The 19965-nt window shown below is 57.9% G+C and carries 14 protein-coding genes; 3 read left to right on the forward strand and 11 right to left on the reverse strand.

The window, feature by feature from the left end:
* Positions 1–73 precede the first annotated feature (73 nt).
* Entirely contained in the window at positions 74–973 is a 900-nt protein-coding gene (locus KXD86_RS16565; RefSeq protein WP_218637272.1) for a DUF1853 family protein, read from the forward strand.
* Positions 974–994: 21 nt separating this feature from the next.
* On the opposite strand, the gene KXD86_RS16570 is transcribed toward KXD86_RS16565, so the two are convergent.
* The 4 genes from KXD86_RS16570 to KXD86_RS16585 all read right to left on the reverse strand — a co-directional run bounded on the left by KXD86_RS16570 (position 995) and on the right by KXD86_RS16585 (position 8727).
* The gene (locus tag KXD86_RS16570; protein WP_218637273.1) at positions 995–2074 is read right to left on the reverse strand and encodes a hypothetical protein; all 1080 of its coding nucleotides are present in this window, start codon (positions 2072–2074) and stop codon (positions 995–997) included.
* Positions 2075–2189: 115 nt separating this feature from the next.
* Positions 2190–3263 carry a hypothetical protein gene (locus KXD86_RS16575; RefSeq protein WP_218637274.1) on the reverse strand — a complete coding sequence of 358 codons (1074 nt, stop codon included), beginning with the start codon at positions 3261–3263 and terminating at the stop codon, positions 2190–2192.
* On the reverse strand, positions 3260–6610 hold the full coding sequence (locus tag KXD86_RS16580) for a toxin VasX (RefSeq protein ID WP_218637275.1): 3351 nt from the start codon (positions 6608–6610) through the stop codon (positions 3260–3262). Before KXD86_RS16580 ends, KXD86_RS16575 begins: the two co-directional genes overlap by 4 nt.
* Complete coding sequence (locus KXD86_RS16585) at positions 6607–8727, reverse strand: type VI secretion system Vgr family protein (RefSeq protein WP_218637276.1); 2121 nt, start codon at positions 8725–8727, stop codon at positions 6607–6609. The genes KXD86_RS16580 and KXD86_RS16585 overlap by 4 nt, the downstream gene beginning before the upstream one ends.
* A 173-nt stretch (positions 8728–8900) precedes the next feature.
* On the opposite strand from KXD86_RS16585, the gene KXD86_RS16590 reads away from it, so the two are divergent.
* On the forward strand, positions 8901–9932 hold the full coding sequence (locus tag KXD86_RS16590; RefSeq protein ID WP_228739649.1) for an NADP-dependent oxidoreductase: 1032 nt from the start codon (positions 8901–8903) through the stop codon (positions 9930–9932).
* A 28-nt stretch (positions 9933–9960) separates the two neighbouring features.
* Here the strand turns inward: KXD86_RS16590 and KXD86_RS16595 are convergent, their stop codons facing one another.
* From KXD86_RS16595 to KXD86_RS16620, 6 genes are read right to left on the reverse strand one after another with little or no spacing between them, the layout of a single operon-like run.
* Positions 9961–10926, reverse strand: coding sequence for an NAD(P)H-quinone oxidoreductase (locus KXD86_RS16595; RefSeq protein WP_376770988.1), 966 nt, complete (start codon positions 10924–10926; stop codon positions 9961–9963).
* Positions 10927–10959: 33 nt separating this feature from the next.
* A complete protein-coding gene (locus tag KXD86_RS16600) occupies positions 10960–12081 on the reverse strand; it encodes a tRNA-queuosine alpha-mannosyltransferase domain-containing protein (RefSeq protein WP_218637279.1) in 1122 nt (373 codons plus the stop codon).
* A gap of 14 nt (positions 12082–12095) precedes the next feature.
* Positions 12096–13826: a sugar phosphorylase gene (locus KXD86_RS16605; protein ID WP_218637280.1), complete on the reverse strand. Its 1731-nt coding sequence runs from the start codon at positions 13824–13826 to the stop codon at positions 12096–12098.
* Entirely contained in the window at positions 13823–15046 is a 1224-nt protein-coding gene (locus KXD86_RS16610) for a glycosyltransferase family protein (protein ID WP_218637281.1), read from the reverse strand. Before KXD86_RS16610 ends, KXD86_RS16605 begins: the two co-directional genes overlap by 4 nt.
* A gap of 17 nt (positions 15047–15063) precedes the next feature.
* Entirely contained in the window at positions 15064–15867 is an 804-nt protein-coding gene (locus KXD86_RS16615; RefSeq protein ID WP_218637282.1) for an HAD-IIB family hydrolase, read from the reverse strand.
* Positions 15868–15879: 12 nt separating this feature from the next.
* Entirely contained in the window at positions 15880–16818 is a 939-nt protein-coding gene (locus KXD86_RS16620; RefSeq protein WP_218637283.1) for a hypothetical protein, read from the reverse strand.
* Positions 16819–16892: 74 nt separating this feature from the next.
* Here KXD86_RS16620 and KXD86_RS16625 point away from each other — a divergent pair, with 74 nt between their 5' ends.
* On the forward strand, positions 16893–18347 hold the full coding sequence (locus KXD86_RS16625; RefSeq protein ID WP_218637284.1) for a protein adenylyltransferase SelO: 1455 nt from the start codon (positions 16893–16895) through the stop codon (positions 18345–18347).
* Between the two features lie 61 nt (positions 18348–18408).
* On the opposite strand, the gene KXD86_RS16630 is transcribed toward KXD86_RS16625, so the two are convergent.
* Positions 18409–19923 (reverse strand): fumarate hydratase, encoded by a 1515-nt coding sequence (locus KXD86_RS16630; RefSeq protein ID WP_218637285.1) that lies wholly within the window; start codon positions 19921–19923, stop codon positions 18409–18411.
* Positions 19924–19965 lie beyond the last annotated feature (42 nt).

A 19965-nucleotide genomic window follows, 5' to 3' on the forward strand; every position in this document is an offset into this window, starting at 1 on the left:
TCCTTATTGAATGCGACGGGTCACGGGCGACGAATCGCCTTACCTTGCGGACAGTTTACGGTATTCTGGATCAATGGATGTACGTACCCCCAACAATACCCTGCTGAAGTTCCAGCACCCGACCGTGCGTCATCTTGCGTGGTTGTGTTCGGCGCCTCAGTTGATTGACGCGCCGTCCGTCTTCGAGCCTGCGCGATACCTTCCAGCCGACTACCTCGAAAAACTCCGGGCATGGGACCAGCAGCCGGGCACCGCCCCCACTTTACTGGGTGAGCCGCCTCAACGACGACTTGGCTTTTATTTCGAACGGCTCTACGAGGTGCTTCTGTCGGATCTTCTGGGCTGGGAAATCCTTCTCAAGAATGCCCAGATTCAATCCAATGGGCACACCCTCGGGGAACTGGATTTTGTCGTTCGCAACACGCTGGATGACCGTATCGAACACCACGAAGTTGCCATCAAGTACTACCTCGGCGTGCCGACTTCCAAAGGCGGCGCTTTGTGGTACGGGCCTAACGCCCGGGATCGCCTGGATATCAAGAGTGATCGATTGATCAACCATCAAAGCCAACGCACCCATCAGCCCGAGACCCTCGAACTGCTCTCAACGCACGGCATCACCGGTCCACTCACGGCCAGAATTTTTATGCCGGGTTACCTATTCTACCCTCTGAGTCAACGCCTGCCCCCGCCCTCCATGACGCCACCGAATCATCTTCGCGGTTGGTGGGCCTACACCGATGAGCTGGAGCAAACCGATACGTCTACCTGGGTGCAACTGCGCAAACCCCACTGGGTCGGCCCCTGGCGCCAAACTGAAGCCCCAGCGACGGAAGAAACCGCCGAATCCCTGGCGAAGATTAACGAGGACGGTATTCCACGCCTGTTTTCCGACCTCGGGTACCATCAAAGCACCAGAACCTGGATCGAACGTAGAAGGGTATTTGTCGTCCCCAGATCCTGGCCAGCGTAGACCAAACCATCAACCGAAGTGCTAGATCGGCCACGCCGCCGAAGGTCGCATCTCCCGGTACTCAGCCATCGACACTTTGCCCAGTTGAGGGGTTAGTCGGCATTGGCGTTGTGCCCAGGGATACTCCCGTTGCTTCTGCAGTAATCTTGCTCCTTCGTCCTGCTCCCACGCCGTCAAATCGAGGTCTCGCCAATAGCGGGGATCACGACCTTCCACCCTGTCATATTCGAGTGTCACTGGATCCAGGTGCCGAAACGGCTCCAAGCGTGGGACATCGGGCAAAGGCTGAGAGGTATCCATGTAACGCTGAAGCATGTCCCACCAGGCCAGAACCTCATTCTTGGTCGCTTCAATACCGCTGAGCCAAGTCTGATTAAAGGTCTTTTGCGTGTAGCGGTGGACAAGTGCCAGCCGGTAGAAAATCCCTCCGCTTTGAACCACTCGCTCGACATAGGCATCAAACTCGACAAAAGGTGCCTCGAAGAACCGCTTTCGCCCGAGAGCAAATCGAACTTGCCCGGTGGTTCGATTGAATTCACTGCAACCGTCTTCAAAAGACTGGTCGAGCTTGCGATTGATGGCCTTTTCGAATGGTTTCATCAAAAACCCCATCCCAGGTCCCATCAGCCAGTTCGTCGCAAATGGCCCCAACCAAATGGCTAACACTATCCATCCAAGCGACAACCCAAGACCAACGATAAGAAGGAGAATTACCAAAGGTTCCGGCATGGAGCTCGTTTCCATGAGATTCCCCAAAAACCAACTGATCGCCAACGGTCCCGACAACCAAAGAAAAAGAATCCAAGAAAAAGGTAAGAGAAGAAGCAGAACTTTGAGGCCCATTTTTTCATTCAGAAACCGAATTCGCTGGTGATCCCACCACCAATCCTTGTCTTTGAACTCAGGGTCTTCCCGCTCGTGATTCTTTACAGCCTCTATGTCTTGAACGATTCGGTAATAGGGATTGATGGTCGCGTAGGAGCCGATCGGCTGAAGTTCATCGTTGAAGACCTCGCGTTTCGAAGGGCTCTCTGGCAGCGGACCGATAGACCTAACGCTAAAGGACGTTACTGCGAACGACGATACGTTGTTACAAATCACGCCTCGACCTCGCTGAACGCCCAAGATGTAAATCGGCTTGAGCCAATGAAAAAAATACCACCGTTTTCATGCAGACGAACACTCCCTATCCAAACCTGCAGAACACCTCCCGATACTAGATCCGCCACGCGGTCGACGGTCGCATCTCCCGATACTCAGCCATCGACACTTTACCCAGTTGGGGGGTTAATTGGCACCGGCGTCGCCCCCAGGGAAACTCCCGTTGTTTCCGGAACATCTCCGCGCCCTCGCTCTGGATCCAGTCTGCCTGGTCCAGGTCCCTCCAGTAGCGGGGATGCCGACCTGTTCGTTTATCGCTTTCCACCGTGACCGGATCAAGGTGCCGGAACGGTTCGAAACGCGGAACATCCGGCAGAGGTTCGCTGACGTCCATGAAGCGTTGCAGCATGTCCCACAATGCCTGCACCTCGGTTTTCTGAGCTTCAATATTGCTCAGGGACGTTTGATTGAAGGTCTTTTGAGTGTACCGGTGCACCAGCATTAGACGGTAAAAAATCCCGCCATGCTGGATTATTCGTTCCGCATAAGCATCGAATTCGACGAACGGAGCCTCAAAAATTCGACCACGCCCGAGAGCAAAACGTACTTGCCCAGTGACCCTGTCAAATTCGCTGTAACCGTCATCCAGAGTGTTGTCCAACCAGTTACTCAGGGCCTTCTCAAACGGTTTAAGAAAGAAGGCAACACCGCGACTCATCAACCAATTGGTCGTGTAGGGAGTCGCCCAGATGGCAAAGGCTATCCATCCAAATGCGAAAACCAACACGAAGGTCGCAACCAGAAATCCCGGAAGCTGGCGGACAGATTCGAGCTCGTAGAGAACCCAAATCATCACGCCCGGGCCACCGAGCCACAACAACAGAATCCAGGCGAACGGTATTACAAGGATCAAAGCCTTCAAACCCTGCTTACCATTCAGAAACCCTATTTTTTGGTGATTCCACCACCAGTCTTCGTCTCTAAATTCAGGGTCCTCCCGCTCATGGCTCTGAACGACCTCAATGTCCTGTACGGTCCGGTAGTAGGGATTTACGTGCGCATACTCACCAAACTGCTGCAACTCGTCTCCTAACCGCGAACGTTTTTTAGAGCTGGCGGGGAGTGCTTGAATGCTGGCCTTACTGAACGCGGTTCCAGTAAATTCTGACGCAACCTCTCCTTTGCTCATACTTCTACCTCTGTGAAAAACCAATAGGGTGACACTGGTTGGGAAAAAGGGGTGAGCACTGATCTTTCTTTTACCGGAGGAGTGCCGTGACGTGACAACTCAAACGGCTCGTACTCCTCGAATACTGGAGCAGGAAATACAACCGGCCCCAGTTCAGTATCAATAACAGCCTGCAGCCCCACTCTCAGACTTATTGAAACTGACTCTTGATATCCCCAGCTGCTGTACTGCGTTTCCTGGAGCTCCCTTTTCACCAGAAAGCGCGCGGCAGACCTGTGCGGAACTGATTGCCGGGCCACAACCTTCCTTAGAGGTGTCGATCGCCGCATACGTGTACCCACCACGGCGCCTGTCGCATTGGAGGTATCAACCGTAGACGATACGTATGCTACCTCCTGAACCACCAGATTAAAGGGTTTCTCTGGCAAATGCGGGCTTCGGTCATGATATAGCTGAAACCGGCTAGTAAGAGCGCTCTCGATGGTCACCACGTAGTCTTCGGGTGCCGGTGGGAAACCAGGATTCATAAGCGCAGGATCCTTTGCGATATCGGCGTACTTCTGAACGCTGACTGAAACCGGCGATAACAAAGTAAGCAGTTGACTGTAGTAGGCTTTCTGCCCTTTTTTTTCCCCCGGATAAGTTCCCCATGGTCCGCGCTTAAGCAACTGCTCGAAAGGATCATCGGTACTACTAGAAGCGTACAGCCCCCCTCCCAGAATCATTCCCATGCCCAATACTGCCCAGCCCCAGCCAGGTATAGCCAAAAGCGACGCCATCAAAGGATGGGCCAGAAAAATCATCCCTCCGGTTAGCGCAATCGCATGCCCGGTTGCCGCATCAAAATCTTTGTTTGCATGGCTTAGTCGCATTTCCCAATAGCTTAGGCCCACTCCCACAGCGCCAGCCACGAAACTTGCCAGACTGACCGTTCGAACCAGGGTTTGAGCCCCGAGATGCTGCAGACGTCGACCGATCAGGAACCAGTTCTTGACGTCGAATAATGGCCTTGCGGCTATTCGATAAGTAGCGGAACGCTCTGGCTCCAATCGCCCCATATCTCCAAGGATCTGGCTGAGTTTAAGCGATGCAGCCGTGAGATCGACGGCGGCACCAGTCAGCTTCGCCGCGACCAAGGGCCACCCCTTATCCCTCTTGTTTAATACGTTCATCAGTGACCGGAATTCCACGAAAACATTAAACGCTGCCAACACGACCAACCCGCGAGAAACTGCAGGTCCATCCACAATGGCCCCCACGCGCTTGGCGAAATCAACCTTCAGCAGGCTCAGCTTGGCGGCCTCTGGGTGGCCTGCCGGCGCGTAGAACACCAGAGCAGGGCCTGCCATTTTCTGTAGGGTGGCCTCCAGTTCGTCCGAGGCTCGCGCGGGACTGGTTGAGCCTTTCAGCTCGCCTTGGCCATTCATCAGGTCGGCATACAGGTAGTCATTTTTGCGGGTGAGCACGCCTTCCGTTCGGTCAAAGTCGGTCAATCCGCGCTGCAAGCCCGCGCCCTGCACCCCCAGGATCGTGCCGCTGGAATCGACTCCCCCGCGCGACACAATATGGATCCCTTCGAGGTCGGGATCGGCGAGCACTAAGTTGGAAACCGCAGCCTGCATGACACGTTGTATCTCAACCTGACGGACTTCGCCTTCCTCAATGAGACGTTTACAGACCGTCAGCACTGCCGTACTCCACTCTTCCAGCGAGCGTGCCACCATCGCCGACACTTTACCGCCATCGGAAATGCCTTTGGCGATACTCTGTTCGCTGTCCTCACGAGCCTTCAGCTGCCGTTCCAGATAGGCCAGAGACTGGAGATTAAGCCGATCCAACTGGTCTTCCGTGATCTCCGTCTGATCTTTAATCAATCTATTAAGCGTCTGAAAGTGTGAGGGCTGGGCTCCGCGTTCGTCGTTGCCGCCTTCGGGTTGTGGTGCCCATGCGGTCAAGAATTCGCTATCCAGAATCCATCGTTTCAGGCTGCTGAGCAGTTCGTCATCAGGCGCAATGCCGTTTGCCCGCATGACGCCGGGAACCTGCTGTAACACAGTCAGTTTGTCTGCGATCAGCAAATACCCCTCGCAGATTGCCAGGTCGGAGCACCTGCGATAATCATCCAGTACCGCCGCCAACAAAGGGCTGTGCATCCAGGTTTTCAACTGCGCCACATGGCGATCAATGATCTTGATCGCAGCCTGTTTCTCCCCCGTCTCCAGAACATGGTCGAGTTTTTCCCGATCGATGACATCCGCGTACTTCTGCAAACGGCTCTCGCCATTCAGCGCCAGAGGATCGAAGACCGCCTGCCGGATCAGCATGGCGGAGTGGACCATTGGGTTTTCCTGAATGGACTCATCCACGGCGTCGAGATAATGCAGTGCAAGATGCAGTTGGGCGAGGGAATGCCGCAGGCTGAACAGTGGGTCCGGTATGGAGACGCACACCAGACCTGCCTGATCACGAATATCTGCCAGGGAATCTGTTTCTGGTTCGACCTTGAGGTCCATGCCCACTGTATCCTGGGCCTCGTCACCGGCGATCTGCACCAGTCGTCGATTCAGGCGAGAACAGAGCTCATCGTCGCCCGGCGCTTCAAACGCCGGTGAGAAGTCGCTTGGATTGGCCAGCATGAGCTCAACCCCCAGATCCCGGGGGCGCAAGTCGTCCACGTGTTTGATGTTCGAGGCGGGGTAGCCTTTATCAAACCTCAATTCGTCGACAGAGGCAGCCGGCCAGGCGTGGTCAATAGCACTCGTTCTGGCGCGTCTGGCTGCCGCATCGCCCTCAAGGTGGCGGACGTATGACCAGTCCCACTGCACCTCGCTGTAGGCGATGCGAATCTCATTGATGACCGCCCGTCCCTGCAACAACACTGGCACCAGGAAGTCTGACAGCCACTCGCCCTCGCTTTTCCTCGGAACGCTGCCCGACTCTTTCGATCCAGTCTGTGCCTTGCGCAGACTGGGTAGGTCGATATCGCTCATCAATCCCTCGGCATCGATCTCCAGCTCCCGCCACAGAGTATCGCCCCGAAACACGTATAAAAATCCCGGTCGCAGCAACGCCACCCCTCGACCGGTATGGAAAGTCAGGCCTCCCGACTGAACAGGCCGGTTACTGGCGATTTCAGCCAGCGGTTTTATCCGAAGCAGCGTGTTTTCCTGGTGTACCTCCTGCTCGATGTTTGACCGCGCACCCAACAGCAGGGGTAGTTTGATGGTTCCGCCCGCTCGCTTGGCAACCGACAGCATTAAGTCTCCCGGTTCGGAGTCGTCATAGGTCGCGCGGCGTCGGACTGAACGTTCAAGGCTTTCGTCGTTGAAACTCAGCGTATCAGTCATGGTTTGCCGCCCTCCGCACCGGCTTTGGTCACGACAATGTCTTCTTTGGCCGGCTTGCCACCGACAACGTCAACGATGAGTTCCCTCGTTGGTTTCTCATGGCCGCCAAATGTGAAGGACTCCGTGTCCGCGTTGGCTCTCTGGTTTGCGGCCGGAAGCGATTGCGGGGCGGCAACCTTACCCTCCTCATTGGAAAAAAATGAAGGCAGATCGGGCGTGCCCGTTTGAATGGCTGCTCCGCTCCCCGGTGAACCACCGGAGTTGATCTTGATACCGGGCCCACTCAGCGTTACACCACTGGCATCCAGTTTGATGAAGCTGCCTCCGCCGGCAATGGTGAGTTCCGTTCCCGCGTCTAGAATGACTTTTGCTCCAGCCCTGTGATGAACTTCCCGTCCTGCCTCGCTGGCGTAGACGCTCCCTGTTTTGGTATGCACTGTGCCGGCTATGGCCTGGTAACAGTCTCCGCCAACGACGTCACGTGATTCGCCCTCGTAGGAACAGTGATCGTTGCCCATGACGCGACTGCGGCTATCGCCTTCTACCGTGAGATGGCTGTCATTGATGATGACGTCAGTCCGGTTGTTCTGGATGAGCAGGTCCAGGTCCCTCTGGGCATGGACGAAGACCTGCTCCTGGCCGGCTTCGTCCTCGAACCGCAGCTCGTTACTACCCTCCCCTTTGTGGGTCTGGGTTTTCAGGGTGGTTCGGGTCTTGTGCGCCGGCAGCGAATACGGCGGTTTGTTGGTGGCGTGATGGGTGCGACCGGTGATGATCGGCTGGTCCGGATCGCCGTCCAGGAAGGAGACGATCACCTCGTGGCCGACCCTCGGCAGCGCCATGAACCCATACTGGCCGCCGGCCCAGCCCTGGCTGACCCGTAGCCAGGCGCTGGCGTGTTCGTCGTTGCGGGCATAGCGGTCCCACGGAAACCGCACCTTGACCCGGCCGTGTTCGTCGCAGTGAATCTCTTCCCCTTCGGGGCCGGTGACCTGTGCCACTTGGGGACCATCCATCAAGGGCCGGTGCTCGCACCGTGGCCGCCAGGTCCGGTCCGCCGGAATGACGCTGAAGGCGTTGTGATAGGTGGTCGGGTCGGTCCCGCCCTCCTCTTCCAGCGCCTGGGGCTGTCTGCCCTGGTGGGTGACGGTGGTCAGCAGCCAGTCCCGGTTCAGCTCGGCATTGTCGTGGTCGCTAAGTGCGACGCGGGCACCGGCGGTAAAGTCCGGCCGGTTGCTTTCGCCCTGGCCGGTGCTGGCGTCGTTGCGAAGTGCTTCCAGTCGGGCCTCGGTGAACGGCCGGCCACTGGCGTCGCCCTTGAACCGGCCCGGGTAGTCAAAGTGCTGGTAGTCGTCCCGGTGGTGGGGCGCAAGGGCCCCCTGCTCGTGCATCAGCGCGTAGGCCGGGTTCCGGAAGGTGTAATCCTTCATCGCCACGGAGGCCGCCCTCACCCGTTCCTCGTACCGGAACCGGAAGACCGCCGGTTGCCGGGCGCTGCCGCCGGCGTTGCTGTTGTAGCCGACGGCCTCCAGCCTGGGGGCATCGCCGTGGTGATCGGCCAGGATCAGGGCGGGTTGCTCCGAGCCGTCCACGCTGCCGTGCTGGTAACGGTAGTGCCAGCCCTCTTCCGCCGCCAGCCGTTCCACAAACGCCAGATCGGTCTCCCGGTGCTGGACGCAGTACTCCCGCTCCGCCGGGGGGCGCTTGAGGTCGAACACGGAATTCACCAGGCCCCGCTCCTCAAGCAGTGTGCGCACAATGGCATCAGGGCCCTGGGTCTGGAAGATGCGGCTGTTCTGCATCAGCCCCAGGCGCCACGGGGGCGGCTGGATGATGACCTCGTAGCGGGTGCGGCGGTGGCCGGTCTCGCCGCGGGTGAATTCACTGATCACGCCGGTAAAGCGACGCAGTGGCTGGCTGTCCTGCCAGACCACCAGATCCACGCTCTGCTCGAGCAGATCCCGGGCGCACAGTGACGGATCGGTGCTGGCCAGCTGCACGTGGCCATGAAACCGTTCGGAGAGGCCTTCGGTCAGCACAAAACCGACCACGGCGAATAAGTCTGGGGGGAGCTCACCAACACGGGCGGTGAACTGCAATCCGCTTGCCTGGGGCATGTCTTCAGTCCTTGAAGAAAATGTGACGTCCTCGCTCCTCCTGAGCGCAGGAGCGATTATAACCACCGTAAAAATGAATGTAACCCCATGGACTTAAGTGACATCCCGGGATGAGAGGTTGACCACAGGACGTTTCTGCTGCACCCTAATCTGGTTTCATTATGCAACCGGAGATGACTGTGAGCGAACACAAGAACCGAGCCGTCGTGCTCAAACAGCGTCCTCAAGGCGAAATCCAGGACGGTGATCTGGTGTTGGAACAACGCCCTGTGAGAGCCCCCGGCGACGGCGAAGTCGTTGCGCAGGTCCTTTGGCTCTCACTGGACCCTTACATGCGCCCTCGCATGAACGACGCAAAGGGCTACATGGACCCCATCGGGATTGACGAGCCCATCGTTGGTGAGAGTGTCGCCCGAATCGTCGAATCGCGCTCGGACAAACTCAAGGAAGGTGACCTAGTGACCTGTTATTCAGGCTGGCAGGAATACGTGACCTTCCCTGCTGACGCGCCGATGGTCTACAAGATTGACCAGAAGGATAATGTTCCCCTGCAGACCTACCTTGGTGTTGCGGGCATGCCCGGACGCACCGGGTACTGTGGCCTGATGTACGTGGGCAAGCCTCAAAAGGGTGAAACCGTGGTTGTCTCTGCGGCGTCCGGCCCGGTGGGTACCGTCGTCGGGCAAACCGCCAAAAGCGAAGGCTGCCGCGTCGTCGGCGTAGCCGGCGGTCCCGAGAAATGCGACTTCGTTGTGAACGAACTGGGGTTCGATGCCTGTGTCGACTACAAGGCCGGCAACCTCGACGCGGACCTCAAGGCCGCCTGCCCGAACGGCATCGATATCTACTTCGAAAACGTGGGGGGCGCCGTCACGCGCGCGGTCGCGCCGCTGTTGAACGATGGCGCCAGGGTCCCCATCTGCGGGTATGTCTCAGCCTACAACGCGACCGACATGGCCAGCGTGGAAACCCCCTTTGACGTGCTCAAAGCGTTGGATCCGGTTCCGGAACACCGCTTTTTCCTCGTGACGGAATGGCAGGACAAACACCAGGAGATCACCAACATCCTGGCTTCCCGGATTGCCTCCGGTGAACTCAAGTACCGGGAGACCGTCGCAGAGGGACTGGAAAACGCCGTTGATGCGTTCAAAGGCATGCTCAAGGGCAGGAATTTCGGCAAGCAATTAATCCATATCGCCGACTGACGGCCCCCAGCACAAGGAACCAGGAGGGTTACTCTGCAACTTGCAGCAAAACCTTCCCGGTATTCCTGTTTTCTGCGACATGGGCCATGGCTTCGTCGACTTTGGTGATCGGCCACTCGCTATCAATCAGCGGCTCAATCTGACCGGCGCCAAGCAACGGCCAGACGTGACGATGCAGCGCCTGCATCACACGGCCCTTGTCTTCCACCGTCCGTGACCTGAGCGTCGAGCCGATCAGGCGATGACGCTTCACCAGCATGACACCAAGATCCACTTCGGCAGAACGCCCGCCCAGAAGGCCGATCAGCACAATGCGCCCATCAACGTTCAGGACTTTCTGGTCTTCGGCAATGTAGCTGCCGCCGACGGGATCAAGCACCATATCGACGCCGCCCCAGGCCTTCACCGCATCGACGAACGAACCATCCTTGCGATTCCACACCCCACTGGCACCCAGTTGCTGACAGATCTCCAGTTTATGGGCATCTCCAGCGGTCGCAAAGACCGGATTGCCAAAGGCGGTCGCCAACTGAATGACCGCGGTGCCCAAGCCGCTGGCCGCAGCGTGCAACAGGACCCTTTCCCCCGGCTTCAGGTCAGCTTCCTGGTAAAGGTTCAGCCAGGCGGTGGCGAAGACTTCCGGAATCGCGGCAGCTTTGCGCAGGGAATACCCCTTCGGGACTGGCAACACTTGTACCGCCGGAACGGCGACCGAGGTGGCGTACCCCCCGCCGGTGAGCAGTGCACATACCTCCTGCCCCACCTCAAAGTCCGTCACCGACTCGCCCAGCGCCGCAATCCGGCCGCTGACTTCCAGCCCCAGAATGTCCGAGGCGCCCGGTGGCGGCGGATACACGCCAGCGCGCTGCATCAGGTCGGCACGGTTGATGGCTGTCCAGACAACGTCGATTTCAACATGGTCCGCCGGCAGCTCATTGTTCTTTTCACACTCTTCCCAGCTCAGGGTGCCACCGGTTACGTTGATTGCTTTCATCATGTCTGATATCTCGGCATTTAAACGATAGGTTCAGGATAACCGATGTCTTTCCAGGGTTGTAATGAGCATATTTTCATAGGCACTGGCCAGACTCCCGAGGCTCCAGCGCACTGGTGAATAGGGCTCTGCGCCCTGGTTCAGCATTGCCAGCAGACACTCTGCGGCACCGTTCGCCTCCTCCAAGGCGTTGTCGATTACACTCGGGTAAAGCTGAATCTGGGGTACATATTCGGGGTATGCGAGGCGGTCGGGAGCCAGGGCAACGCACCCCGATGCCATCGCCTCCAACATCGAGAGTCCCTGGAAGTCGTGTATTGCCGTGGAGACCACAACATCAGCGGTGGCCAGGAGCTTGTCGTACTCGTCCCGGTCGGCCAGGAACCCCCAATAGACGATTCGCTCGCCGTGGCGTTCAAGGATGTCGTCGAACTCAACAGGCTGTTGCCGGAACTGCTCCCCCACCACGCTTACCCGGAAATCCTGCCCGCGATCCACCAACGCATCGAGCAGCAAGAGAAGCCGCTCAGGCCCCTTGTCATACTCCCAGCGGTGATTCCACAACAGGTGCGGGCAACGCCCGTCCAATGGTTTGGCGCGATGAACAAACAACCGGTCCTCGATCGGTACCGGCAGCACCCGGGATTTGTCCGCCAGTTTTTCCAGAGAGCCCTCGGGAACACCATCGGGCAGCCTCTGGTAAAGGCGGTCTACCCCGTCCAGGAAACTCCGCCGGTTCCATGCACTGTTGAACAGCACTGCCGTTGCCGCTGTGGCGCTGAACAGATTCACCATCTGCGGATCGACACTCGCATGCTGCCCCTCGGACTCCGGGTAGGCAAACTGGTTCTCATGCATGTAAAGCAGTGCCGGCGTATTGGCCAGATGAGGGTGAAACCCCTTTATGGACGCCAGGTCCACCATGGAGGTGGCCAATAGCAGATCCCAGCGTTGCTGCAACAGGGGTTCGTTCAACCAGGTGAGCGCGTTACCGCGAATCCGCCAGCGGAAGAAGCGTGGCGGCAGGGCCAGGGTGTGCCATTCGAACTTACCCTGGCTGGCGACGAGCTGCTCCCGCCAGCGACGGTGGCTGCCGGCGTCGTAGGCGGAGAGCAGGAGTATCCGCGGTTTGCGTGCTTCAGTCTTATCAGGCATGAAGGCATTTTGCCTTACTCCCGATTGGACAACCAGACGCTTTGATAGGGTTTCAGCGTAATGCTGCCGGAAAGATCATCAATGGTCATGCCCGAGATCAGGTCCAGCCAGTGATCGGTCCCAATCAGGTTGATGTCGCTCAGTGCAATCTGCTGCACCTCGTCGCTGATGTTGTGAATACAGAAAATCGACTGGTCCCGGCGCATACTCTGGCGCCAGAAACCGAATACCTGCAGGCCAAGGTGCAGGGTGAACTGGGTGGCATTGGGATGGAATGCCGGCTGTTTCCTGCGAATGGCGATCAGTCGCTTCAGCTCATGGTAGGCCTTGCTGTGATGGCTCAACGGATTCTCCAGTTCCTGTTCAAGCTCATCCAGTTGCCATTGGCTGCGGTTGATGGATCGCAGCCGGCCGGTATTTTCCACGCGCTCCAGGTCGTTTTCGGTGGCCAGAAGGCTGTGGATGTAGAACGCCGGAATCCCCTCAAGTGCCAGCATAACCGTATGGGCACAGAGGAATCGCTGTAATTGCCAGTGGTCCGCGCCAGTCTCGGCCGTCCCCTTCAAGGCATCGTACAGCGCAATATTGACCTCGTAGGGCTGATCCCTGCCATCCGGAGTTCGCCGGTAAGAGACCTTGCCACCGAACGAATCCAGGGTGTTGATCAGGCGCTGCTTCTCCTCCTCCGTCAACAGGCCGTCGGTGGGTCGCATGCCGATGCCATCGTGGGACGCAATAAAGTTCAGATAAGTGGTGCCCATCTGCGCCGGCGGCATGCTCATCAGCCAGGTTTTCAGGTGCTTGCAGTCCCCGGTTACCAAGGTGTTGATCAGCAACGGCGGCAACGAGAAATTGTAGATGACGTGCGCCTCATTGGCGTTGCCAAAGTACGTCAGATTTTCGCGGTTCGGGACGTTGGTTTCAGTGATCACCACCGCCTCGGGGCTGTGGTGCTCAATCAGCAATCGCATGATCTTGATGAGTTCGTGGGTTTCCTGCAGATGAATGCAGGGTGTTCCGGGCTCCTTCCATAGGAACGCCACGGCATCCAGGCGGAACAGGATGACGCCACGCTCCAGGTAGTGGCGGATAATCCCGGCAAACTCGATCAACACCTTGGGGTTCGCGAAGTTCAGATCCACCTGGTCCTCGCTGAACGTGCACCAGACATAGCGCTCACCGTCATCCGTCTGCACCGGATTCAACAGCGGAGAGGTGCGGGGACGAACCACGGCACTCAGGTCATCCTTCGGATTGCCCTCGAAAAAATAGTCCTTGCCCGGATCAACCCGCTTGCGGAAGTTTTCGAACCAGCGACTCCGGACGGACATGTGATTGACCACCAGGTCCGCCATCAGTTTGTAGTCTTTGGAAATGGCTTCGATGTCTTCCCAATCGCCGTGGGATTCATTCACGGCCAGATAGTCCATCACCGAAAACCCGTCGTCCGAGCTGTACGGGAAAAATGGCAGAATGTGCACCGCTGAAATCGTGTCCGCCAGGCAATCGTTCAGGAACTGGCGCAAGGTCACCAGGGGTTTCTGGTCCGCCTTCTGCACCGTGTCCGCGTAGGTGATCAGAACGATATCCGATTCATCCCAGTTATTCTGGTGTGCCGGGGGCGGCGCCTGATTCGGCGCCAGCCCCATGGTTTGCATTAACTGTTCGGCCAGAAAATCACAATCCAGCGCCGGATAGACCACTTCCAGCATCGAAACCAGCTTTGCCTTGAGCGGCTGGTTCATGGGCGGAACTCCTCGTTGTCCAGCTCCACGGCTTCAAACAACTGCTCCTTGATGTCCGGAATGGCACTGGTAACCCGGTTCCAGCTGGGAATAAAGGGTGTGTCCATGGGGTTATCGAGGAAGTAAGCGCCTGCTCGCATCACATTCTGGGCGAACAGTTCCACGGCCTTCTCTTCCTTGTGGCGATCAAAGGTGAGGCCATTGATGATGGCGTCGTTCTGGTAAGTTTCCACGAAATCCAGGGCAATCCGGAAATACGAAGCCTTGATGGTCCGGAACTTCTCGCTGGAGAAAATCTCACCGTTGGTGGCCAGTTTCCGGAACAGGGCCTTGGAAATATCCATGCTCATCTTGGACAGGCCGCGGCTGGCATCTTCCGGAGAGAGTTCCTGATGCTTGTGGTCGTAGACATCCGCAATGTCGACCTGGCACAACCGATTGGTGGCGTAGTTCCGCTTCATCTCGGACAGCACCCCGATCTCAAGCCCCCAGTCGCTGGGAATTCTCAGGTCGTTGATCACGTCGGTCCGGAAGGAAAACTCACCGGCAAGGGGATAGCGGTAGCTGTCGAGGTAGTCCAGGAAATCGCTTGGGCCGCACACCTTCTTGAGGGCACGAATAAGGGGGGTCACCAGCAGGCGACTGACCCGGCCATTCATTTTGGCGTCGGCCACGCGGGCGTAGTAGCCCTTGCAGAACATGTAGTTAAAGCCCGGATTGGCAACGGGGTAGATCAGTCGGGCCACCAGATCCCGGGAATAGGTCAGGATGTCGCAATCGTGAAGCGCGACCGATTTGCTGACACCGGAGGCCAACACATAACCAAAGCAATACCAGACATTACGGCCCTTGCCCATTTCCGTGGGCGCCAGGTTCTGTTCGCGCAATTTGAGATCAATGCCGCGCATGCGCGGGCCATCGTTCCAGAGCACTTTGAAGTTTTGCGGCAGACCGGAAAAGTACTCCAGCGCGTGGCGATACTGCGCTTCGTTGGCGCGATCGAGACCGATGACGATCTGATCCAGGTACGGCACTTTGGTGAGTTCGTGCACGATGTTCTTCAGTGCCGGCCCTTCCAACTCGGAATAGAGCGACGGCAGGACCAGGGACATGGGTCGGGCCTTGCGGAACTCCATCAATTCCGCTTCAAGGTCCTCCACTGGCCGGCGAACCAGGTTGTGCAGGGTCGTGATAATGCCATTCTGGTAAAAGTCGCCCATGGCGGCTCTCCTTTTTATTAGTACCCGTACTCAAAAAGGAGGTTGAGTACGCACTCATTCCAGCCCTCCGGGCCGGGTTTGATGGAGCGCATGGCGTGCTTGGCCGAAGGCAACTGCACCTCGTCGCTGTGAATACCGCGAATGACAACCGGGATATCCGCCGACTCCAGCATCTGCTGATCGTTGGGGCTGTCTCCGAGGGCAATGGCAATCACCGGTTGATCGCCATACTGCTCACGGTATTTCTCCAGCAAAAAGCGGGCCCCATCCGCTTTATCGAAGACCCCCATGGCGTGATAAAAGCGCCCGCCCTGCACCAGACGCAAGTTTTCGGCCCTCAACGCGGTCTGAAACTCCGCCAGCTCATCCTCGGAACCTTCCCACAGGAGCGGTTCAGTACCGAGACGGTCTTTGGCCATCTGGGCAGATTCGTCATCCAGGCCAGTCAGGTCAGCCAACTCCTTCGCCGACATGTCCTCGAAGCCCCGAAACCGGGCACCCGCCTGCCTTTGAGCCGCCAGCACTTCCAAAACCTCGGATCTGGATGCCCCAAAATTCACCACCTGCTCGCCCGGATTGCCAAATGTTTGGGCCGGAATCACTACCGCTGCACCGTTTTCGACGATGAAGGGTGCGCTGTTCCCCAGTTCCTGTCGCAACCGCCTGATTTCAGGCGCGGTCTTGCTGGAGTTAAGAACGAGTGGAATGCCGGCGAGTTCGAGTTTTTCCAACGCCGGGCGGGCCGCCTCCCATCGATAGTTATCGTGATTCAGCAGTGTGCCATCCAGATCCGAGATGATAAGAAGCCTTGGCTTGGTCATGGGAATTCTCCGTCAGGTTAATCGGAACCTCGGCAAACCAAGGGAATGGTCCTTAGCCACCTCAATCAACACGTCCGCCCGTTCAGGCATTTCCTGAAGACAGGAACGGGTAACGCGCTCATAGTGCATAATGAATCGACGAACCTCTTCATCACTCATGATGCACAGGCCCTGTGCGACACTTCTGGCAACGCTCTGTTTTGGTGCGCTCTGAATTCTTTCCGCGAGTTTGTGTTCCTGCAGCGTGCGCCACTCCTGAACGCTTTCCATCGACGGCGCTTTCAGCATCACCAGGCTGTCGATCTCTTCAAACAGCTGGCGATAACGTCCTTCAAGGCAATCATTGACGTAGTGGCGCCAAACGCCCCGGGCATCTTCATCCGCTTCCAGCCTGTTGATGGGCCGATCCAGGGCGTCCTCGGGCTCGGGACGTGCGCCGAGACACCACCCCTCAAGCAGGATGACACTCGCCCGTCCCCGAAAAACCGGCCAGTCCTCGCGAGGAACCCGGTCGTCAATCGACTTGTCAAATGCCGGGATTGGAGTCTGATCGTTGGCCCCGGCGGAGCGAAGTTGTTCTATGACCTGGCGACCCAGCTCTACATCGTGCGTCCCCGGTACACCGCGAGTGATAAAAAGGGGATGTACAGTGTCTGCAAGTTCGCGACGCTCAGCTCTGGTAAGGTAGATGTCATCCAGCGATAAATTGGCGGTTGGGCAGAAGCGATGTTTACAGAGTATTTCTCTCAGGAACAGGGTCAGGGTGGACTTGCCGGTGCCCTGGGCACCATGAATGCCCACCACGATTGCATCTTCCGTGCGGCGCCGGAGGGCAACGATGTGGTCGACGAGGGGAAGAATGGTCTGTTCCACTGTTCTGGCGTAAGAGTTTGGAAGCGCTTCCTGTTTAATCAGGGCATCAACAGTTTTTTTCAGCTCACGTTCAGACACGTTTTGATTCCCAACCTTAATGAATCCAATAATGAGAGCAGCAGAATTCGTACCAATGGGAGTATAGGCATTTTATGAACAACAACGGTTTTCGCGTTGAACACCGCTACCTGGAACTCCCGGACAGTTTCTACACACGGGTCCACCCTAGCCCGCTGCAATCGCCCCGGATGGTGTGTTTCAACACAACGCTCGCCGACGACATGGGGTTCCACACGGACAACCCCGACGATTGGACACCGGTAGGTGCCGGCGCAAAACTCCTCGAGGGCATGGACCCGGTCGCCATGAAATACACCGGGCACCAGTTCGGCATGTATAACCCGGATCTGGGTGATGGCCGTGGCCTGCTACTCTGGGAAACCGTTGGCCCGGACGGCCGGCGCTGGGACTGGCACCTCAAAGGGGCCGGCACCACGCCCTACTCACGTTTCGGCGACGGCCGGGCCGTGCTGCGCTCCACCATTCGGGAGTACCTGTGCAGCGAGGCCATGGCCGGGCTAGGGATCCCGACCACCCGAGCGTTGTTCATGATCAGTGCGAAGGATCCGGTCCGTCGGGAAACCATTGAAACCGCCGCGGCACTGGTCCGGGTTGCCCAAAGCCATATCCGCTTCGGGCACTTCGAATTTGCGGCCCACCATGAGGGCCCGGAAACCGTGAAGACCCTGATCGAGCATGTGATTGCTCTGCACTTCCCGCACCTGATTAAGCTGCCACAGGAGGAGCGGCACCGGCGCTGGTTCGAAGAGGTGGTAGAGCGGACCGCGCTACTGATTGCTGACTGGCAGGCCGTGGGCTTCTGCCACGGGGTGATGAACAGCGACAACATGTCCATCATCGGCGACACCTTTGACTACGGTCCCTACGCCTTTCTCGACGATTTCGACGCGGGCCACATCTGCAACCACACCGACCAGGGCGGCCGCTATGCGTACAACCGGCAGCCACAGGTTGGCTTCACCAACTGCCAGTACCTGGCCAATGCACTGTTACCCGTGATGGAGGAAGACGACGTGCGCCGGGGGCTGCGCCGTTACGAGATCACCTACAACGCCCGCTTCCTGCAGAACATGCGCAACAAGCTGGGTTTACTGGCTGAACAGGAATCGGATCTGGGGCTGATTATGGACACCTTCAGCATGCTGCATGAGCACCGGGTGGATTACACAAGGTTCTTCCGCGCACTCTCCAACCTTCACTCCCGGGGCAATGCCCCCATCCGCGACCTGTTCGTGGACCGCAGTGTGGCGGATGAGTGGCTGCGGCGTTATGAGGAGCGACTGGACAATGAGACCCGCCCCAATGACGAGCGTGAAAGCGCGATGCGTTCCGTAAACCCCAAGTACGTTTTGCGCAACTACCTGGCACAGCAGGTTATTCAGGAGGCCCAGAGCGGGGACTACGAACCGATGAAGGCGTTGCTGAAGGTTCTTGAACGCCCCTTCGACGAACAGCCTGAAAACGAGCACTACGCCGCTTTGCCCCCAGACTGGGGCAAACATCTGAATATCAGTTGTTCATCCTGACCGAGCGGGCATAAAAAAAGGGTGAAGCTCAGGCTTCACCCTTTTTTACCTGGCTTAAGAATTACACCGCCTTGGCAGCGATGATCTTCTCATGCCATTCAGCCGGACCAGTCTGGTGCACGGAAGAGCCGCGGGAATCCACCGCCACGGTAACTGGCATGTCCTCTACTTCAAATTCGTAGATGGCTTCCATTCCCAGTTCCGGGAACGCAACCACTTCGGCGTTCTTGATGGCTTTGGATACCAGGTAGGCGGACCCACCCACGGCCATCAGATAAACCGCGCCGAATTCGCGAATCGCATCGATCGCGACCTGACCGCGTTCGGCCTTGCCGATCATGCCCGTCAGACCGGTCTTTTCCAGCATGGTATGGGTGAACTTGTCCATGCGAGTCGCGGTGGTAGGACCGGCGGGGCCGACCACTTCCTCGCGCACCGGATCAACCGGACCCACGTAATAAATGAAGCGACCTTTCAGATCGACCGGCAGTTCCTCGCCCTTCTCGATCATGTCGACCATCTTCTTGTGGGCCGCGTCACGACCCGTCAGCATCTTGCCGGACAGCAGGATAGTTTCGCCGGGCTGCCAGTCCTTCACATCTTCCGGAGTGACCGTGTCCAGGTTTACCCGACGCACGTTTTCACCCACTTCCCAGGTAATTTCCGGCCAGTCTTCCAGGCTCGGCGGCGTCTGCAGGGCCGGCCCGGTGCCATCCAGGGTGAAATGGGCGTGGCGGGTCGCGGCGCAGTTCGGGATGATCGCAACCGGCTTGTTGGCCGCGTGGGTCGGGTAATCTTTGACCTTCACGTCCAGAACGGTGGTCAAGCCGCCCAGGCCCTGGGCACCGATCCCCAGATCATTCACCTTGTCGAACAGCTCCAGGCGCAGTTCCTCGGCCCGGTTCGACGCACCGCGCTCTTTCAGATCGTGGATGTCGATCGGATCCAACAGGGATTCCTTGGCCATTTCCATCGCCTTTTCGGCGGTACCGCCGATGCCGATGCCCAGCATGCCCGGCGGACACCAGCCCGCCCCCATCTGCGGAACCATCTTCAGAACCCAGTCCACTACCGAATCGGACGGGTTCAGCATGGCGAACTTGGACTTGGCTTCCGAACCGCCGCCCTTGGCCGCCACATGCACCTCAACGGTGTCACCCGGAACCATCTTGTAGTGGATGATGGCCGGGGTGTTGTCACCGGTGTTCTTCCGCTTGCCATCCGGATCGTCCAGGATCGAGGCGCGCAGCACGTTATCCGGGTGGGTATAGGCGCGGCGAACGCCTTCGTTGATCACGTCATCCAGTGGCATTTCGCAATCCCACTGGACATTCATGCCGATGTTGACGAATACCGTCACGATGCCGGTGTCCTGACACAGGGGCCGGTGCCCTTCGGCGCACATGCGCGAGTTGATCAGGATCTGGGCCATGGCGTCCTTGGCCGCCTGAGACTCTTCCTTCTGGTAAGCCTCATACACACCCTGAATGAAATCCTTCGGGTGGTAATAGGAAATGAACTGCAGCGCGTCCGCTACGCTTTCAATCAGGTCGTCCTGGCGGATTACGGTGGTCATAGGCGCCTCATCAGCTTGATATCGTTATTTCGTGTCATCGAA

It is taken from the genome of Marinobacter arenosus (assembly GCF_019264345.1).
GTDB classification, from domain to species: Bacteria; Pseudomonadota; Gammaproteobacteria; order Pseudomonadales; family Oleiphilaceae; genus Marinobacter; species Marinobacter arenosus.